At 37.6% G+C, this 16879-nt stretch carries 10 protein-coding genes; 6 read left to right on the forward strand and 4 right to left on the reverse strand.

The features are described from left to right. Positions 1–88: 88 nt before the first annotated feature. From WNY79_RS00475 to WNY79_RS00485, 3 genes are all read right to left on the reverse strand, one after another. The gene (locus tag WNY79_RS00475) at positions 89–2260 is read right to left on the reverse strand and encodes a S46 family peptidase (protein ID WP_342874795.1); all 2172 of its coding nucleotides are present in this window, start codon (positions 2258–2260) and stop codon (positions 89–91) included. Positions 2261–2358: 98 nt separating this feature from the next. After that, on the reverse strand, positions 2359–4449 hold the full coding sequence (locus WNY79_RS00480) for an EAL domain-containing protein (RefSeq protein ID WP_342874796.1): 2091 nt from the start codon (positions 4447–4449) through the stop codon (positions 2359–2361). A gap of 180 nt (positions 4450–4629) precedes the next feature. Next, a complete protein-coding gene (locus tag WNY79_RS00485; RefSeq protein ID WP_342874797.1) occupies positions 4630–6417 on the reverse strand; it encodes a PDZ domain-containing protein in 1788 nt (595 codons plus the stop codon). 204 nt (positions 6418–6621) lie between these two features. On the opposite strand from WNY79_RS00485, the gene WNY79_RS00490 reads away from it, so the two are divergent. The 6 genes from WNY79_RS00490 (at position 6622) to WNY79_RS00515 (ending at position 13717) form a co-directional block, all read left to right on the forward strand. Next, the gene (locus WNY79_RS00490) at positions 6622–8157 is read left to right on the forward strand and encodes a diguanylate cyclase (protein ID WP_342874798.1); all 1536 of its coding nucleotides are present in this window, start codon (positions 6622–6624) and stop codon (positions 8155–8157) included. Positions 8158–8222: 65 nt separating this feature from the next. Further along, positions 8223–9566 (forward strand): nucleotide 5'-monophosphate nucleosidase PpnN, encoded by a 1344-nt coding sequence (gene ppnN / locus WNY79_RS00495; RefSeq protein WP_024598100.1) that lies wholly within the window; start codon positions 8223–8225, stop codon positions 9564–9566. A 10-nt stretch (positions 9567–9576) separates the two neighbouring features. Then, the gene (gene xni / locus WNY79_RS00500; RefSeq protein WP_342874799.1) at positions 9577–10350 is read left to right on the forward strand and encodes a flap endonuclease Xni; all 774 of its coding nucleotides are present in this window, start codon (positions 9577–9579) and stop codon (positions 10348–10350) included. Between the two features lie 69 nt (positions 10351–10419). Further along, on the forward strand, positions 10420–10803 hold the full coding sequence (locus WNY79_RS00505) for a DUF3192 domain-containing protein (protein ID WP_024598101.1): 384 nt from the start codon (positions 10420–10422) through the stop codon (positions 10801–10803). A gap of 11 nt (positions 10804–10814) precedes the next feature. Continuing rightward, positions 10815–12503, forward strand: a complete 1689-nt coding sequence (locus WNY79_RS00510; RefSeq protein WP_342874800.1) for a hypothetical protein — start codon at positions 10815–10817, stop codon at positions 12501–12503. Between the two features lie 206 nt (positions 12504–12709). Next, the gene (locus WNY79_RS00515; protein ID WP_024598103.1) at positions 12710–13717 is read left to right on the forward strand and encodes an isocitrate dehydrogenase; all 1008 of its coding nucleotides are present in this window, start codon (positions 12710–12712) and stop codon (positions 13715–13717) included. Positions 13718–13774: 57 nt separating this feature from the next. Here the strand turns inward: WNY79_RS00515 and WNY79_RS00520 are convergent, their stop codons facing one another. Then, complete coding sequence (locus WNY79_RS00520) at positions 13775–16771, reverse strand: immune inhibitor A domain-containing protein (protein ID WP_342874801.1); 2997 nt, start codon at positions 16769–16771, stop codon at positions 13775–13777. Positions 16772–16879 lie beyond the last annotated feature (108 nt).

The raw sequence follows: 16879 nt of genomic DNA on the forward strand, positions 1-16879 counted from the left end.
ACTTAGCAGTCATAAATAAGCGAATCAAATACCAACAAAAAAGGCGCTTCCTTTACGGTAAGCGCCCTTCTCTTATCTCACCAATTACTTATTTTACGATTGTCATTTCGTCTAACAAGTTTTGTGCATTATCTACTTTATCCATTACCCACAGCATGTAGCGTGAATCAACGTGGATTGAGCGATTAAGCTCAGGGTTGTAATCCCAGTCACCAATAATACTTTCGTAAACACCGTCGAACAGTAAGCCTACAAGCTCTGCTTTACCGTTAAGTGTTGGCGAACCTGAGTTACCACCGGTAGTGTCTACATTTGATAAAAAGTTAACGGGTACTGTATTCATGCCGCCCGTGTAATCACCATAAAGCTTGGCTTTAATTTGCTCTTGTAACTTTTTAGGTGCATTAAATGGGTCAACATCGGTGTTTTTAGCAAGTAATCCTTCAAGCGATGTAAACGGTGTTGCTACCAAGCCATCTTGAGGTGAATAGCCACCTACAGTGCCATAGGTTACTCGTAATGTGCTGTTAGCATCGGCGTATACAGGTTTGTTTTTAGCTTTGTTAAACGCAATTATTGCGCTCATTAACTCTGGGCGAGCTGCTTGTAATTTACCTGCAAGTGCTTTTGATTTATCTTCCTGTGCTTTCATTACTTTAAATATGGCTTTAGCGTACTGTACAAATGGGTCTTGGCTTTGATTTAGCTGGCTAAACGATTGCTCAAATAATGAATTGCGAACAGTGGCATTATCGAGTCTTGACTGCTCATACATGCTATCAAGTAACGCGCTTTGAGTTGCTTTATCAAACCCATTTTGTACTTTAAATACGTTATCAACGTCGCTAAAACGCTCTTCTTTTGGAAGTGCTGCATATAGCTCTAAAAAGTGCAGTAAAATAGCTTTGTCTACTTTGCTATCATAACGGCGCGTCATGCGCTCAAGCCCTGCTTTAATGCGCGGTAGGTCACGTTCTTGATAACCAGATTCACGTTCGCTATTTGGCTTTTGTTTTTCATAAGCTAAGCGGTATAAGCGTCGTGCTGTGCTGATCATTTGTGAGCGATGTACATAACCTAACATACGGTCGCGTTCGCTGTGCTCTTGTGATTGCGCAATTAGCTCAGAAAGCTCACCTAATACGCTTCCGTATTGCTCTTTACGCTCACTATCGCTATTGATCCATTGTGTTAACTCTTGCTCAAACTGTTTTTTGCGCTCAAGCATAGTGCCTTTTTTGAAGCTTTCGATCATAGAACCAAAGTTTTTAATATAGTTGTTATAACCTGCAATGGTGCTTTCGTAAGCAATACGCGCTTTACTGCCGTCTTCTGAGTTTTCTTCGATAAGCGACACGTATTTTGAATTATGAACACGTGCTTTAGGGTAGCTGTCGTTAAATACGTTATCTACCTCTGTTGCTATACGGTAGCGGTTAGTACGTCCTGGGTAGCCTGTAACCATTACAAAGTCGCCTTCTTGCACGCCTTTGGCACTTACTTTTAGGTAAGAGTCAGGTACATAAGGTACGTTGTCTTCGCTGTACTCTGCAGGTTTTCCATCTTTACCTACATAAGCGCGGTAAAAACCAAAGTCGCCTGTGTGGCGCGGCCACATCCAGTTATCTATATCGCCGCCGTATTTACCTACGCCCATTGCCGGTGCATAAGTTAAGCGTACGTCTTTAATTTCAAGTGACTTAATTAGGTAAAACTCTAAACCACCATGAAACGAATACACGTTACAACGATAGCTTTCGTCGGCTTCACACTGGGCTACTAGCGCTTTTTCATTTTTTTCGAGTGCGTCGTAGCGTGCTTTTGCTGTTAGCTCGTTAGTACCTTTAATTACTTCATCTGTTACGTTGGTAACCGTTTTTGTTACATAGACGCGTGAGCCCGGCGCTGCAGGTAAATCTTCAGTAGGACTTTTAGCTAAAAAGCCATTTTCTAAAATATTGTTTTCAGGCGTTGAGTTGTATTGTACCGAGCCATAAACGCAGTGATGGTTTGACACAACTAAACCCTTAGGCGATACAAACGATGCTGTACAGCCACCTAGGCTAATTACCGCATTCATTGGGAATTCGGTTAATTTAGAAATAGATTCAACATCAATTTCAAGGCCTTTGGCTTTTAAAATTGATTCTAACTCTGGAAGTTGGTGTGGTTGCCACATGCCTTCGTCGGCTATGGCACTACTTGAAAGTGATAAAGAAAATGTGGCTACTAATGTAGCTACAAGAGGTTTTAAACGCATTATAGAATCCTTTTTATTTGTTTCTATAACAGGTTACTCGCGATGGGACAATAAGGTCAATAGCCGTGCAATGAATTGTTACAATCGAGTGTTTAATCTTACTTTTTATCAAAATTCATCGAAAAATCAAGAAACTGCTTTGCTGGTATTGGTTTACTAAAATAGAAGCCTTGCATAAAATCACAACCCAATTCGTTCAATAAAGTATGCTGCTCTTTTGTTTCTACACCTTCGGCTACCACTGTCAGTCCTAAGCTGTGTGACATAGCAATAATTGCCTTTACGAGATTACAATCTTCATTGTTTAGTACAATACCGTCAATAAAACTTCTATCTATTTTGAGTACATTAAAAGGGTATTCTCTCAAATAACTCAATGAAGAATAACCTGTACCAAAGTCATCCATTGATAAGTTAATGCCTAACGCTGTAATTTCGGTCAGTATATCAACAACATTAGTGTGGCAACTCATCAATACTCCCTCAGTTATTTCAAGCTCTAAACTTTCGGGGTTTACGTTTGCTTCACTCAATGAGTTTTGAATAAAACTGAGTAGTCCTACGTCTCTAAATTGGCGAGGAGATAAGTTAACAGCCATGGTGTATTTTTGTTGGCGTTTACAGGTACTTTGCCATGTGTTTAAAAAGTGTAATGCTTGGCTAATTACAAACTTACCAATAGGTACAATTAATCCTGTATTTTCGGCGATAGGTATAAACTCATCGGGTGTTACATTACCTAGCACAGGGTTATGCCAGCGTAATAACGCTTCTGCACCAATGATGTGTTTATTTTTGGCGTCAAATTGGGGCTGGTAGAATAACTCAAATTCATTACGCTCAAGGGCGCCACGCATCTGCTCTTCTATTACTAGTCGGCGCTGAATAATTACGTTCATCTTTTTAGTAAAAAATGAATAAGTATTACGACCATATGATTTTGCTTGATACATTGCAGTGTCAGCATTTCGTAATAAATCAGCAACGGTTGTACCATTTTCTGGGTATATGGCTACACCAATACTCGCTGTTAGTATGTGTTCCCGGCCCTCAATTTTAAAAGGGGCTCTAAAGTTATTGAGCAGTTTTTCAGTAATTTTTAGCGCTGCATGGTGATCAGTTATACCTCGTAGCAATACGATAAACTCATCTCCACCGAGTCGCCCTACCGTGTCGTCTTTTCGCAGTGCCTCTTGCAGCCTTTGCGCTGATTCAATTAAAAGTTTGTCTCCTGTTTCATGGCCTAAAGAGTCATTTATTTTTTTAAAATCATCTAAATCCAAAAACAGTACTGCCGCTTTCTCGTTATTTCTTTGTGCTTCAATAAGTAATTGCGACAAACGATCAAGTGCTAAAAAACGATTTGGGAGTAAAGTTAGACTATCGTAATACGCTTGATGTCTAATTATTTCATCTGATTTATGCTGTTCTGTAATATCTCGAATAATAACCATTAACTGATTATGTTCTGTTATTTTATTTATTCTTGCTTCAAAAAAAACGAGCCCATGGGGCAAAGCTAGCTCGTATTTAAAGCTCATCATCTGCTCTTTTTCTAATACAAGGCTGATATAAGTTTCAAATTTTTTGGCTACTTCCTCAGGTAATACATCTCCCATCTTTTTACCAATAAACTGCTTTGGCTTGGTATAAAGATCGGTTTCATTGCTCGCATGATACTCTAGGATAGTTCCATCATTTTCCATCAAGAAAAATAAATCAGGGATTGCCCCAAAAATGGTTTTTAGCATATCCTCATTAAATGAAGCCTCTGCTTGTGCTTTTTTCACATCCGACAAATCGATATCAATACAGTACATTTGTTTTGTATTATATTGATTTGTAAACATAACATGGCTGGAAAAAACCGATACGTTGTTTCCATCTTTGTCTTGTAAGATAATTTCAGACGCTGGAATTTCTATATCTTTTTTTACCCAATCACTGTGCGCGTCAATAACAAATTCACACATTGGCTCTGGAATTATAAGATCTTCTATTTTTTGCCCTATGGCTTCTTCTTTGGTATAGCCATAAAGTCGCTCACTGCCTTCATTCCAATAAATAACACGACGTTCATTGTCATAACCTTGAACAGAAATAACATTTACCGCATCAAATAACTGATGCAAATAGTCGTTAATTACAAATTGATGGGTTAAATTTGAAGTCGGGTTATCTGATTTCATTTTGAGGCTATATCCATAATAATTTTATTTAATAATAGAGAAATACTAAATAATAATTAAATTTAACTTTAATGTTAAATTTCCATATACATTTTATACGTCATTATGCAAAACAAAAAAAGAGCCGAAGCTCTTTTTTTAATGGTAGTTATTTATATTTAAACACTATAAAAACTGAGTTTAATTTTTTGTCACATCATTTGGATGTTCCACGCCAATCCATGCTTTGAATAGTGCTTTTTGCTCAGGCGTTGCCTCTTTATCAGCAACTACTTTTTTAGGCTTATCAAACTCTTCTGATAATACTAATGTTAAGCTTTCAAGAGCATCGCGACGAAGATAGTCAATGGTTACTTTATCGCCTTTTTTAAACGTTTCTAAGCTGGTTTTTAAATCTTTACCTACGTGATGTTTATTTATAGCGACAATTTTATCATCGGTAGTTAAACCTGCTTTCCACGCACTGCCACCACGGCGAACGTAACTTAACGTAAGTAGCTCACCTGTGTTTTTAGCAGTAGCATCAATACTTGCAAGCGCTTTTGCTTTTTCAGGACGCTCAAATTTCAAGCCTACTTTAGTAAGTAAGTCGTCAAAGTTGATACTTGCAGGTGACTCTACATTGTCTTGCCACCAGCTAGAGTAATCACGCCCGGTTAAATCTTTTAAAATATTAAGCACATCTACGTCTGTAAAGCCTGCTGGTATTTTATGATTGTCATAAAGTGCTGTGTGAACGTCTCGGTAACTTATTTTACCTTGGCTTTTTTCTAGCAAGTCGATATCTAAAGCAAGTGAAATTAACGAACCTTCTGAATAAATATTGGTGCTGTAGTTACGTGCATGATCGCCACCTTGGTTAATCCATTTATCAAAGCTTGTTTCGCTTGCGCTTTGCACTTCACGGCCCGGAGTTTGTAAATGACGATTAATAGTTTTACTCATCACTTTAAAAAATTCATCTGTTGTTTGAATGCCTGAGCGCACTAATAGATGATCTTCAAAGTAACTTGTTGAACCTTCTGCAATCCAAAGCAGTTTTGAGTAGTTCATGTTCGTGTAATCGTAAGGTACCAAACCTTGAGGGCGGTATGCTTTAACATTCCACGTATGAACAAATTCATGTGCAGCGGTACTAATAAACGCTAGGTAATCTTCTCGGCTACCAAATCTATCGCGTGGACGTTGAATAATTGTTGAGTTTAAATGCTCTGTTGCACCACCGGCACCCGATGTAGCATGAACCATAAATACATAACGTTCATATGGGTAGCCATCCCAAATTACATTACCAGTAGCAACCAATTTTTTAAGATCGGTAAGCATTAGTTCTACATCGTAGTTACCATCACCCCATATAACTAAATCGTATTCACGGCCATCTACTTCAAATGTGTGTAGTTGGTTAATACCCGTTTCGATTGGAGAATCAACAAGTACGTCGTAATCTGCTGCTTTAAATGAATTTTTCCCTTTTAAATTATCCATACCCGATACAGAGCGCCACTTTTTAGGCACGTCTAAATTAACGGTTACTGGCTCTTGGCGAAATGATTCACTAAACATAAAAAAGCCTGACGCATCTATAAATGCATGGCTGTCGTCAATGTGACGTGCGCGCTTACCAAGCTCATTTGCATACACTTGATAGTCAACATTAACTTCTGTTGGCTCATTAAGATGTACACGCCACGTACTGTGATCTATTTTTTCCCACTTTAATTCTTTGCCGTCTTCATCTTTAGCTTTGAAATAACGAACACCATTGGCAAGGTTAAGCATTTCATAGCGACCGGTTCGCCATGCAGGAAGTTTTATATCAAGATGTGCTTGCGCTGTTTTTGGAAACTCTACACTTACATCTCCTAAATGGTGTTGAGGTTGTGAGATTTCTAAAGAATAATTTACATCGGCAAATACAGGTGCTGAACACGCAGCTAAAATAGATAGGGCTAATAACTTTTTCATAGAGACTCTTAGTGGAAACTTAATTACCTATAAGACTAACAAGCCCCTATTTAAAAGTGAATTAAATACGACAAATTGCCCTGTATACGAGTTTATACGTAGTAGCTTATTAAAATTTCTAAGTTTTTTACTAGATAACTACACATAATAAAAATTTGTTGTAAACTGAAGATAATAAAATTAATTTGATGGCGGTACGCTTAAGTGTCTGAAAGATCTAATCCAACAGATAAAAAACTCAAACAAGCAATTGATGCTCGTATGGCTGTTGAGAGTGCACGCAAACATCAAGTGGATATTTTGTGCGACTTTGCAGCTAAACTTTCGCTAAGCTGTAAAGGGCTTGATATTGAGTTAGATAATCGCCTTGCTAAATTTAGAAGTGCACTCAATAAAGGTATGAGCTTTGAAGACCTCTCTCCCCTTGTTAGTGAAACTTTGATATTACTTAAAAATCAAGAATCGATTCAGCAAGCTCAGCAACGTGATTTATTCAACAGTGTACAAAATGCAGGTAAACAGTTACAAAAAACCAAAGGTTTACCTGACGATACTCGCAGAGCCCTGAGAAATTTACTCGATCAAGAGATTAATAACGTTCAGTCAACCCATGGTTATATTCCGCTACTTGATCAACTTATTATCTTTTATCATGAAGCATTGCTAACTAAGCAAGACCCTCAAGCCGATAATCAGCGCCCTGTAAAACAAGCTCGTGCAAAAAAACTGCTTGAGCTAGCTAACGAACTTATACTTGAAGAAGAAGCTACACTACAAATTAATAGTATAAAAAATAATATTACAGAAAGTGACACAATCGATGCATTACTCGATGTTGCGATTAACATAATTGAAGTTGTAGTAAAAAACATTAGCAAAGAGCGTAAATCTGCACAAAGCTTTTTAGTTTCATTAAATCAAACCCTCGAAGATCTACATAATTCTATTGTCTCTACTAGCAGGCACTCTGAATCAATGAGTGTTGAATTTGATTCGTTAAATAAAAGCATTGAACTAAAAATAAAAAACCTCAACGAACAAACACAAAAAGCAACGTCAATCTCATCTTTAAAAGAACTTGTAGATAACGAATTAAAATCACTAAGCGAAGACTTTTTAGCAAAAGAAAAGCTAGAACGAAAAGATAGAGAAATGCTTAGCACTAGCTTTAGTGAAATAAACAAACGAATTGTTACTTTAGAAGATAAGTTAACAACGTATAAAAAACGCTTAAACGAACAGCGCTTTAAAAGTTTACTTGATGGGCTTACAAAACTGCCTAACCGAGCTGCATTTGATGAACGTTACAATCACGAAATGCATTTGTTTAATGTGCAGCCCTCTGATGTTACGCTTGCGGTTATTGATGTTGACCACTTTAAATCTATCAATGATAGATTTGGCCATACCGCAGGTGACATTACCTTACAGGTTATATCAAAAGCGTTGCAAAAATCGGTAAGAAAGTCCGATTTTATAGCGCGTTACGGCGGTGAAGAATTTGTATTGTTAATGCCAGGTGTGTCGCTTGAAAACGCAACATTACCTCTGGATAAAGTAAGAAAGGTAATTAAAAATATACCTTTTAAATTTAGAGAAAAACAAATTGAGATCACTATTTCGGTAGGTGCTACTCAGTTTAAAAAAGGCGATACTCTGTTAAAGGCATTTGATAGAGCAGATGATGCTCTTTACGAGGCCAAAAATTCAGGACGAGATAGACTTTGTACCAGTAAATAATGTCATAGCTATTATAAATTTTATGACAAGTAGTTTTTTACGATTTAGCAGTAAGGAGAACGTCTATGTTAATACAGTTAAACCCAACTGGGGTTTTAGATTTACTGTCGCAATTAGAAGTTGATTTATTAGAGCAATCTTCTGCTAGTGAGCGTTATAGGTTATTTAGAAACTGCGTATTAGCAGTACTTAATGTAGGTAGCCATACCGACGAAAGTAGCGATATATACGACAAATACAAAGATTTTGATATTCGTTTAGTAAGCCGCGAACGAGGCATTAAAATTGAGCTTGAAAACCCGCCCGAAACCGCATTTGTTGATGGCGAAATAATTACCGGAATTCACGAGCATATATTTTCTGTTATTCGCGATATTTTGTTTATTTGTCAAAAATACGAAAAAGATTTAAAAGAGCAAAAAGCCATTACTCATATGGTGTTCGATATGCTCAGAAATGCAGGTGCTTTGCGTGTTAATAGCGAGCCAAGTATGGTTGTTTGCTGGGGCGGACACTCAATAAACGAAATTGAATATAAATACACAAAACAAGTAGGTTACGAACTAGGCTTACGTGGATTAAATATTTGTACTGGTTGTGGCCCTGGTGCCATGAAAGGGCCAATGAAAGGTGCCACTATTGGCCATGCAAAACAGCGCAATACCAATAACCGTTACTTAGGCCTAACAGAGCCAAGTATTATTGCTGCAGAGCCACCAAACCCTATTGTTAACGAATTAGTTATTTTACCTGACATTGAAAAGCGCCTTGAAGCTTTTATAAGAACAGCCCACGCTATTATCATTTTTCCTGGTGGCGCAGGGACTGCCGAAGAACTGTTATATTTATTAGGCATATTACTGCATCCAGATAACACCAAACAATGTTTACCTGTTATTTTAACTGGCCCAAAAGAAAGTGAAGCGTACTTTAAAGAGCTGTGTGAATTTATTGAAATGACGCTGGGTAAAGAAGCATTGGATAAGTTTGAAGTTATTATTGATAATCCGCAATTAGTAGGTCAAAAGCTAAGGTCGGCTATGGCCAATGTTCGTGATTACCGTAAAAGTGAAGGCGATGCCTACTACTTTAACTGGACATTAAAAATCGATAACGATTTTCAACAACCTTTTGCACCAACACACGAAAATATGGCAAGTCTTGATTTACATCTTGATCAACCAAAACAGTTATTAGCGGCTAATTTACGCAGAGCTTTTTCAGGTATTGTAGCTGGAAATGTAAAAGACGAAGGCGTAAAAGCCATTAAGCAAAACGGTCCATACATTTTAAGTGGCGAGCCTGCCCTTATGGAAAATATGGATACGTTATTACAAGCATTTGTTGATCAGGGCCGTATGAAACTCCCTGGCAGCAAATACATTCCGTGTTACAAAATAAAAGCATGAGTTTTATAGTTTGAAACCCCATTTACTTCTTATTGATGCGCTTAATTTAATTAGGCGCATTTACGCCGTTGACGCAAATCAAAAACATCACAGCGATGAGCAAATGATACAAACGTGCTGTGCACGTGTAGCTCATGCGTGTAAAAAGCTTTTAGATACAAGTAATGCAACCCATGCGATTGCAGTATTTGATGGTGACAAAAGCTGGCGTTATCATTTTTATAAAGACTACAAACACTCACGTGCGCCAATGCCTCAAGTGCTAAAAGATGCCTTAAAGCACTTTAAAACCGCAATAGAAGAAACTGGTATTGTTGTATTTGAGCCTATTAACGATGAAGCCGATGACATTATTGCAACGCTTGCGTTTAAGGCATCAAATAATCAAATAGCTAATACTGTTGTTTCTACTGATAAAGGCTTTTTACCCTATTTAGGCCCCTACATTACAGTTTATGATTACTTTAAAAAACTCTATTTAGATGAGACAAGTATAAAAGAGCGTTTTGGTGTTGAGCAAAATAAGCTCGTTGATTTTTGGGCTTTAGCTGGTGATAAAACAAATGATATTCCGGGAGTAAAAGGAATTGGTACTAAGTCTGCGCAGCAAATAGTTAATAACTATAATTCAATTGAGCATGCGGCCGAAGATGAGTCTCTAAGCCCAAGTATTAAAGCAAAGTTAGCCGCTAATATGGATATGTACGTAATCTCAAAGCACTTGGTTAGTTTACGCACCGATATAAATTTAGGCTTTAGTTTAAAGCAGTTAAGACTTAATTAGTCGCAAGTTAATAGCCTCTAAACATTACAAAACGTATACTATTATTAGTTACCTGAGTCAGAGTAAACCATATTGAAAAAATTTATCCGATATTTAATCTTAGGTTTAGGGCTATATGCACTGATAGCAACGTTGGTGATCACCTTTTATAAAGACGATCCTCAGGCTATGATCTGGCAAGACCGAGAAGCTTTTAATAAACGTTATATCGAAAAACTATCACTTGAGCAGCCAACAACACTAAATACTGTGCTTGATTATTTAGGCAGCCCTGACCTTACTTATGCCAAACGAGATGGTGAACAGGTATTTCAGATAGTTTTTTATCGTACACAGCATAAAACATCTGACGGTATAACCACTATGGATGAATGTACTGGGTTATTATTTAAAAATGGGCAGCTATTTTTATGGGGTCCTAGTGCATATAATAAATATCAAGAACAAAATTAGGTGAAGGTTTAATGGATGAAGCTGTTTCAACTACTTTAGAGCAGCTGCTTAATAATACGCAGCTCTTTTTAAGCTATTATAACAATAAACAAAAGTGGACAGCCTTATACCCCATGGCAAGTAAGTTAGCTGAGCAATATAGAGTGCTCTATAGCGAACAGCCATTCGCATTACAAGCACGTTTAACACTTTATAATCCTAATTATTCTTATGCTACTAATTTAGTTGTTAGTCAGAGCGTTATAACCGCTGCACTTTGTAAATCTCAACACTACAACAATGCTCTAAGCGAGCTATACATTGCAGCTTCACTTATTGAGCATTTATGTGTTGGAGCACAATTAAACAAGCTCTGTGAGCAGACACCTTTTCAAGACTCTGATAAAAAAACATGGCAAGTGCGTCATCAACTAGCAGCAAAAGTTATGCTATCCGGTGGCGATTCTGCCAAACCCGTTACGCAATTATTAGCTAAATTAAGTAAATATAAACAAGCATTAGTAAGTGCCCCTAAAATTATGCTTTACGATGGGGGCATAACGTTGATTGCTTTAGCAAATATTATTAGCATGAACATCACTAGCAATACGGCTAATAAACATATGAGTTTATTTAAAGCACTTGCTGATTTGTACATTCGCACTCCCAACTTATTTGCACTGCAGCTAATCAAATCACTTATAGCTCATTTAGGGCCACTGTTACCGGGAAGCCGCGTTTTTTATGCCGAGCAAACCATGATTTTTTTAGCGACTGATGCGCAACAAAAACATATTTTAATTAGTACCGCTAATCCAAATAAATTAGCTTGGTTTAGCGTTAAAGCAACGCTTAACGACAACCCAAAACAATGGCATTGCGCTGATAAAACTATTAACTTTAAAGTGTTCAACAGTGAACATGTAAAGTCGAAAAGTGCAGTTGACGTTGATGAAGCACAGTCTTTACTTGAACTAATAAGTAATATTAAGTTGCAGCACGAATATAGCTATAAAGGGTTAAGCCAACTAATGGCGGTTCACCCTCAGGTAGTCGCGAATTTATGTGAGGCAGTAAAACCTTACAATAAGGAGCATCAGGCCGCTAAAGACTTAAAGCATAGCTTATCGATGGTCGGTTATTATAATGCGCCTGCGATAATTCAAAGAGTTGTTTTTGAGCAATTAGTTAATGTTACCCCACACCCTCTGCAAGCATACGTTACTAACAGATTAAATTGTTTAGTGAAAATAATGGCCTTATTAGTCAGTAAAAATAAACACGACCAATTTGAACACATTACATTACCTTTATATGCTTATGCTCATTTTTTATTAACGCAATGCAGTACACAGCTTTCTCGTAAAACGCTGATTGACGACACACCAAATAAAACATTGAGTGCCCCTATTAGCTCATTTTTTGGAGTGGATGCAATTAATAACGAGCAACTAACGCAACAGCTTACTCATTTATTAAGTGACAACCCATGGACAACGGCACTTTTAGAAGCAGAGCAAACACCTAAAAAACATTTAACTGACTCTCATAAACTCTGGATCACGCTTAAAATTGTTGCGCAGAGTGTTTTTAAACCGGAACTTGCGCTTACAGCGTGGCAACTGCAAACATTAAACGAACAACTGAAAATACTAAAGTGGCAAAATCTAACTGATTTCAATCAAAAATTAGAATCGCTTGCGCTATTTAATAGTATTTAATTTATAGAGGACTATTTAACGTTCTTATACCCATTATAACTTTGGTGTATACCCGGTATTTCCTGTATAAACTAGCAAAATGGGCGATAACTTGGTATAAATGCGCCCTTAAATTTTCAAGCACGTTCACATAAATGACCTAACAAGCTATTACTCTCTCAGGGTAATAATTTATGTGCAAATCAAACTCTTTAAAGGAAAAGTCAATGGCCAAACAAACCATCACAGTGATCAAAGGCGACGGCATCGGTCCGAGCATTATCGACTCAGCACTTGAAATATTAAAAGCCGCAGGTTGCGACTTTGATTATGAATTTGTTGATGCTGGCCTAGCTGCACTTGAAAAAACAGGTGAGTTACTTCCACAAGACACGGTTGATACAATAGCTAAAAACAAAATCACTCTTAAAGGCCCATTAACAACGCCTGTAGGTGAAGGTTTTACGTCTATTAACGTAACACTTCGTAAGCAATTTGGTTTATACGCTAACGTACGTCCTGTTAAATCATTTGTTGGTACTAAAGCTCGTTACGACGATATTGATATCATTACTATTCGTGAAAACACGCAAGGTATGTACTCAGGTGCAGGCCAAATAGTAAGTGAAGACGGTAATGAAGCAGAAGCAAAATCAATAATTACGCGTGAAGGCGCAGAAAAAATAGTAACTTTTGCATACGAGCTAGCGGTACGTGAAGGTCGTAAAAAAGTAACAGCTGTTCATAAAGCTAACATTTTAAAATCAACATCTGGTTTGTTTTTAAAAGTTGCGCGTGAAGTAGCTGAACGTTACCCACAAATTGAATCAAACGAAATGATTGTTGATGCAACGTGTATGAAACTGGTAATGACACCTGAAGAGTTTGACGTAATTGTAACGACTAACTTATTTGGTGATATTTTATCTGACCTTTGTGCTGGTTTAGTTGGCGGTTTAGGTATGGCTCCAGGTGCTAACATTGGTGAAGACGCAGCAATTTTTGAAGCTGTACACGGTAGTGCTCCAGATATTGCTGGCAAAAACCTAGCTAACCCAACGTCTGTAATTTTAGCATCTATCCAAATGCTTGAGCATTTAGATATGGGCGACACAGCAGAGCGTATTCGTAGTGCTGTTGCTGATGTAATTAAATCAGGCGACCGTACAACTCGCGATTTAGGCGGCAGCCACGGTACAACTGATTTCACTCAATCAGTAATTGACCGTTTATAATTAATATTTGTTATTAATTTCAAAAGCCCGCTAATTTAGCGGGCTTTTTTGTGTTTGCTAGCTGCGTTTTATCCTAGGTAAGCATAAAAGTAATAACACTAATAAACCTGCCAATGATCCGCCACTTGAACCAGAACTACTTTGCTGCTTTTGCACTGTAAGGGATAGCTCTTTAGTAAAAGTATCATTTGTTTGAGTATCAGTAACACTCAACGTTACATTAAATGCCCCGTCAGCTTGATAAGTATGTATTGGGTTTTGTAAATTTGATAGCGCACTGCCATCACCAAAATCCCAACTGTAAGTATAACTATTAAAGCCACCGGTCACTTGCGCATTAAATTGAGCGCTCAAATCATTTACTGTAACGTTTGCATCTATGCTAAGCGGAACAACTGCAGTTACATCAACCGCTTTAGTTTGCTCCGTGCCTTCGTTATCTGTCACTGTAAGCGTTACTTGGTAATCACCAGAGTATAAATAATTATGGGTGATCGATTGCGTCGTTAAAGTACTTCCATCCCCTAGCTGCCAATTATAAGTATACGGTGCGACTCCACCTGTAAACGAAGCTTGAGCTGTTAATATTCCTTGGTTTATTTCATATTCAATTTCATTTACAGATAATGGTTTAACTAGTGTAACTTCAACTACAGTTACTTGCTGTGAAGTACCATTGCTAGCAGTAAACTTAACATTGTAGGTGCCATAGTTTTGGTATGTATGCGTTGGATTTAACTCTGCGCTTGAGCTGCCATCGTCAAAATTCCACGCAAATTTATTCGCAGGTGTTAGGGCTAAACCTTCTATATTAAAATCAACGATTAAACCTGTTTTGGTAAAATTAATACCCTTAATAACATCGTAATTAAGCTGTACTTCTATGTCTTCACTGTCAGCTGACTGGTTTATAATATTAAACCCAAAACCAACCTGTGGAAGCATAACGCCTGATGGCTGTTGCGCTGAAAAACTATAGTCGGTTTTATCAGTAAACTCTGTGATAGCTGATAAATCATCATCACCTAACCCTGCCCTTTGTTGATATAGGCTAAAAGCAGCATCACGTATTTGAATTGCTGAAGCAGCGGGAGTTTGCGTGCTGCCTTTATTTATTGAATGCTGATCGGCATCTACCACTAATGCAAAACCACTGCCTGGATGCTCTGTCGTGTTGTTATCCGCTTGAGATTTATCGCTATACCACAACAATAATCCTGGTGAGTACTGCTCTGCTTGCAAACTGCTGTCAACACCTGTGTACGAACGCAATTGTAAATAGTAATGTGATGGCGATGCGTACGTATAACTACCAACTTTTGCAAAGCCATTAAATTCAGTGTTAATTTGATCTTGTGCATTATTGTGCCAGATTAAGGTATCACTTTGCTCAATACGCATATCATCAACAACAAAACCATAATAATGTGTGTTCGCATCTGTAATGTATTCAATTTTCAAATCTATTGTTTGCCCAGCATAAGCTGATAAATCAAACTTATGAGTTAAGTATCCATTGGGTTGCTTAGCATCGCTATTTAAAAATGAATCACCTGAAATATACGGACCAATATTGCCATAATATGGGTTAACTGCTTGTGTATAATTACTAGCAATAGGCTCCCCATTTACTTTTACTTGTACTAAATCGTAATCGCGCTCAATACTGTAATAAGCAATAAAGCTTAAAGTAAGTGCCTCAGTTGTGCTTGGTAGCGCTATGGTATTAACTAAGCTGTTGTTAATGTTATCGCCCGTATTTGAATAGTACTGAAAATCACCTTCTACTGGCGTTTTAAATTTTTCGAGCCTTGGAGGCAGTGTCACTTTTATTTGGTTTTGTAGTTGTGAAGTGCTCGCAGTATTAATTAATGTCTGCTGTGAGTTAGCGTCTATCTCATCCATATCAAGCGTTAGCTGATTAACCCAATTTCCTTGGTATCGATTTTGTAAATACTCAAGTGCGTAAGGGCTAAACATAACGGGCTCTGAACCTCTTGGCGAACCTGCCCAACTTCCTGTAGACATAACTGACCAAGACGCGACGGGCTCACCTACCGTGTTAGATTGTAAGTCGTATTCATCCAATAATCCCAAGTCATGCCCAAACTCATGCACTACTACACCAATACCAGCATCAATTGGATTAATTGTGTAACCAAAGAGTTTAATAGTGCTGCCTGCAATCTCGCTCGGGCCGCTATTTTCATCAAATACATAATAACGATGGGACCAAATAGCATCGGTGCTTAGGTAGCCACCACCTGCTTCTTCGCCAATACTTGAATGAAAAATCATTACATGGTCAATAATGCCATTAGGCTCGTTAAGGATTCCATCGCCATCAATATCATCTAAATCAGTTAAATCATAATCAGCTAAATTAATATTAAACTTTGCAACCGTCTTCTCCACAGCCTCTTTGACTAAAGCGGGCGCATTTTTATCTCGTGTTGTACCTTGGCGTTCACCATATACTTTTGCGTTATTATCAGCGCTTACCCAACCATATACTTGCCCGGTAAAGTTTAAACTATTACCAGACGCTGCTTTATAATAATCAGCAGCTGTTGATAAGCTTTGCCCATCAGGACCCGCATAACCTTGAGTATTAAAAAGCATTTGCTGATAGTGCTCAGTTGAATATTCAGCGTAAAACATCTCTGTATCTTGATCTACAAGCTGATTATCGTCATGTTTGAGATCAGGAAAATCAATTAAGATAGCTAACACTTTTACATCATTAATGCTTTGATCTGGCACTAGCGACGTTGAAAAAGCGGCTTGTTGTTTATTTGTGTTTGAAAAATCAGTAGAGGAGGATTTAAATTGCCTAAAGCCATTTTTAATTGAGTGGTTGGCAACCTCAATATTACTCATATACGACTTAAATGAACTATCTAACTCACTTGAAGGTACTTGGTCTCTTTTTTTAAGCCAATATAAAATACGTTCTTCGTTAGTTATACCAACATCGTGTGGGCTTAAATTATTAGCCGCTACGATAGGGCTTAATAGCGTAGATAAAAGCGCAATTAACGTCACTTTTTTCACTGTGTTTTCCTCAAACAGAATTATGTAGTAATCATACCTAATAATAAAAATTTAAACATGCGATAAAAACATATAGTTAACATATGTTCTGATAATTATGGGTTCATA

The sequence above is a fragment of the Pseudoalteromonas sp. AS84 genome, from assembly GCF_038900255.1.
In the GTDB taxonomy this organism is placed as follows: domain Bacteria; phylum Pseudomonadota; class Gammaproteobacteria; order Enterobacterales; family Alteromonadaceae; genus Pseudoalteromonas.

Bases quoted from the DNA above. Each gene is read 5' to 3' on its own strand.
- ppnN (WP_024598100.1), top strand. From the start codon at position 8,223: ATGTTAATACAGTTAAACCCAACTGGGGTTTTAGATTTACTGTCGCAA.
- WNY79_RS00515 (WP_024598103.1), top strand. From the start codon at position 12,710: ATGGCCAAACAAACCATCACAGTGATCAAAGGCGACGGCATCGGTCCG.
- WNY79_RS00510 (WP_342874800.1), top strand. From the start codon at position 10,815: ATGGATGAAGCTGTTTCAACTACTTTAGAGCAGCTGCTTAATAATACG.
- WNY79_RS00480 (WP_342874796.1), bottom strand. From the start codon at position 4,449: ATGAAATCAGATAACCCGACTTCAAATTTAACCCATCAATTTGTAATT.
- WNY79_RS00475 (WP_342874795.1), bottom strand. From the start codon at position 2,260: ATGCGTTTAAAACCTCTTGTAGCTACATTAGTAGCCACATTTTCTTTA.
- WNY79_RS00485 (WP_342874797.1), bottom strand. From the start codon at position 6,417: ATGAAAAAGTTATTAGCCCTATCTATTTTAGCTGCGTGTTCAGCACCT.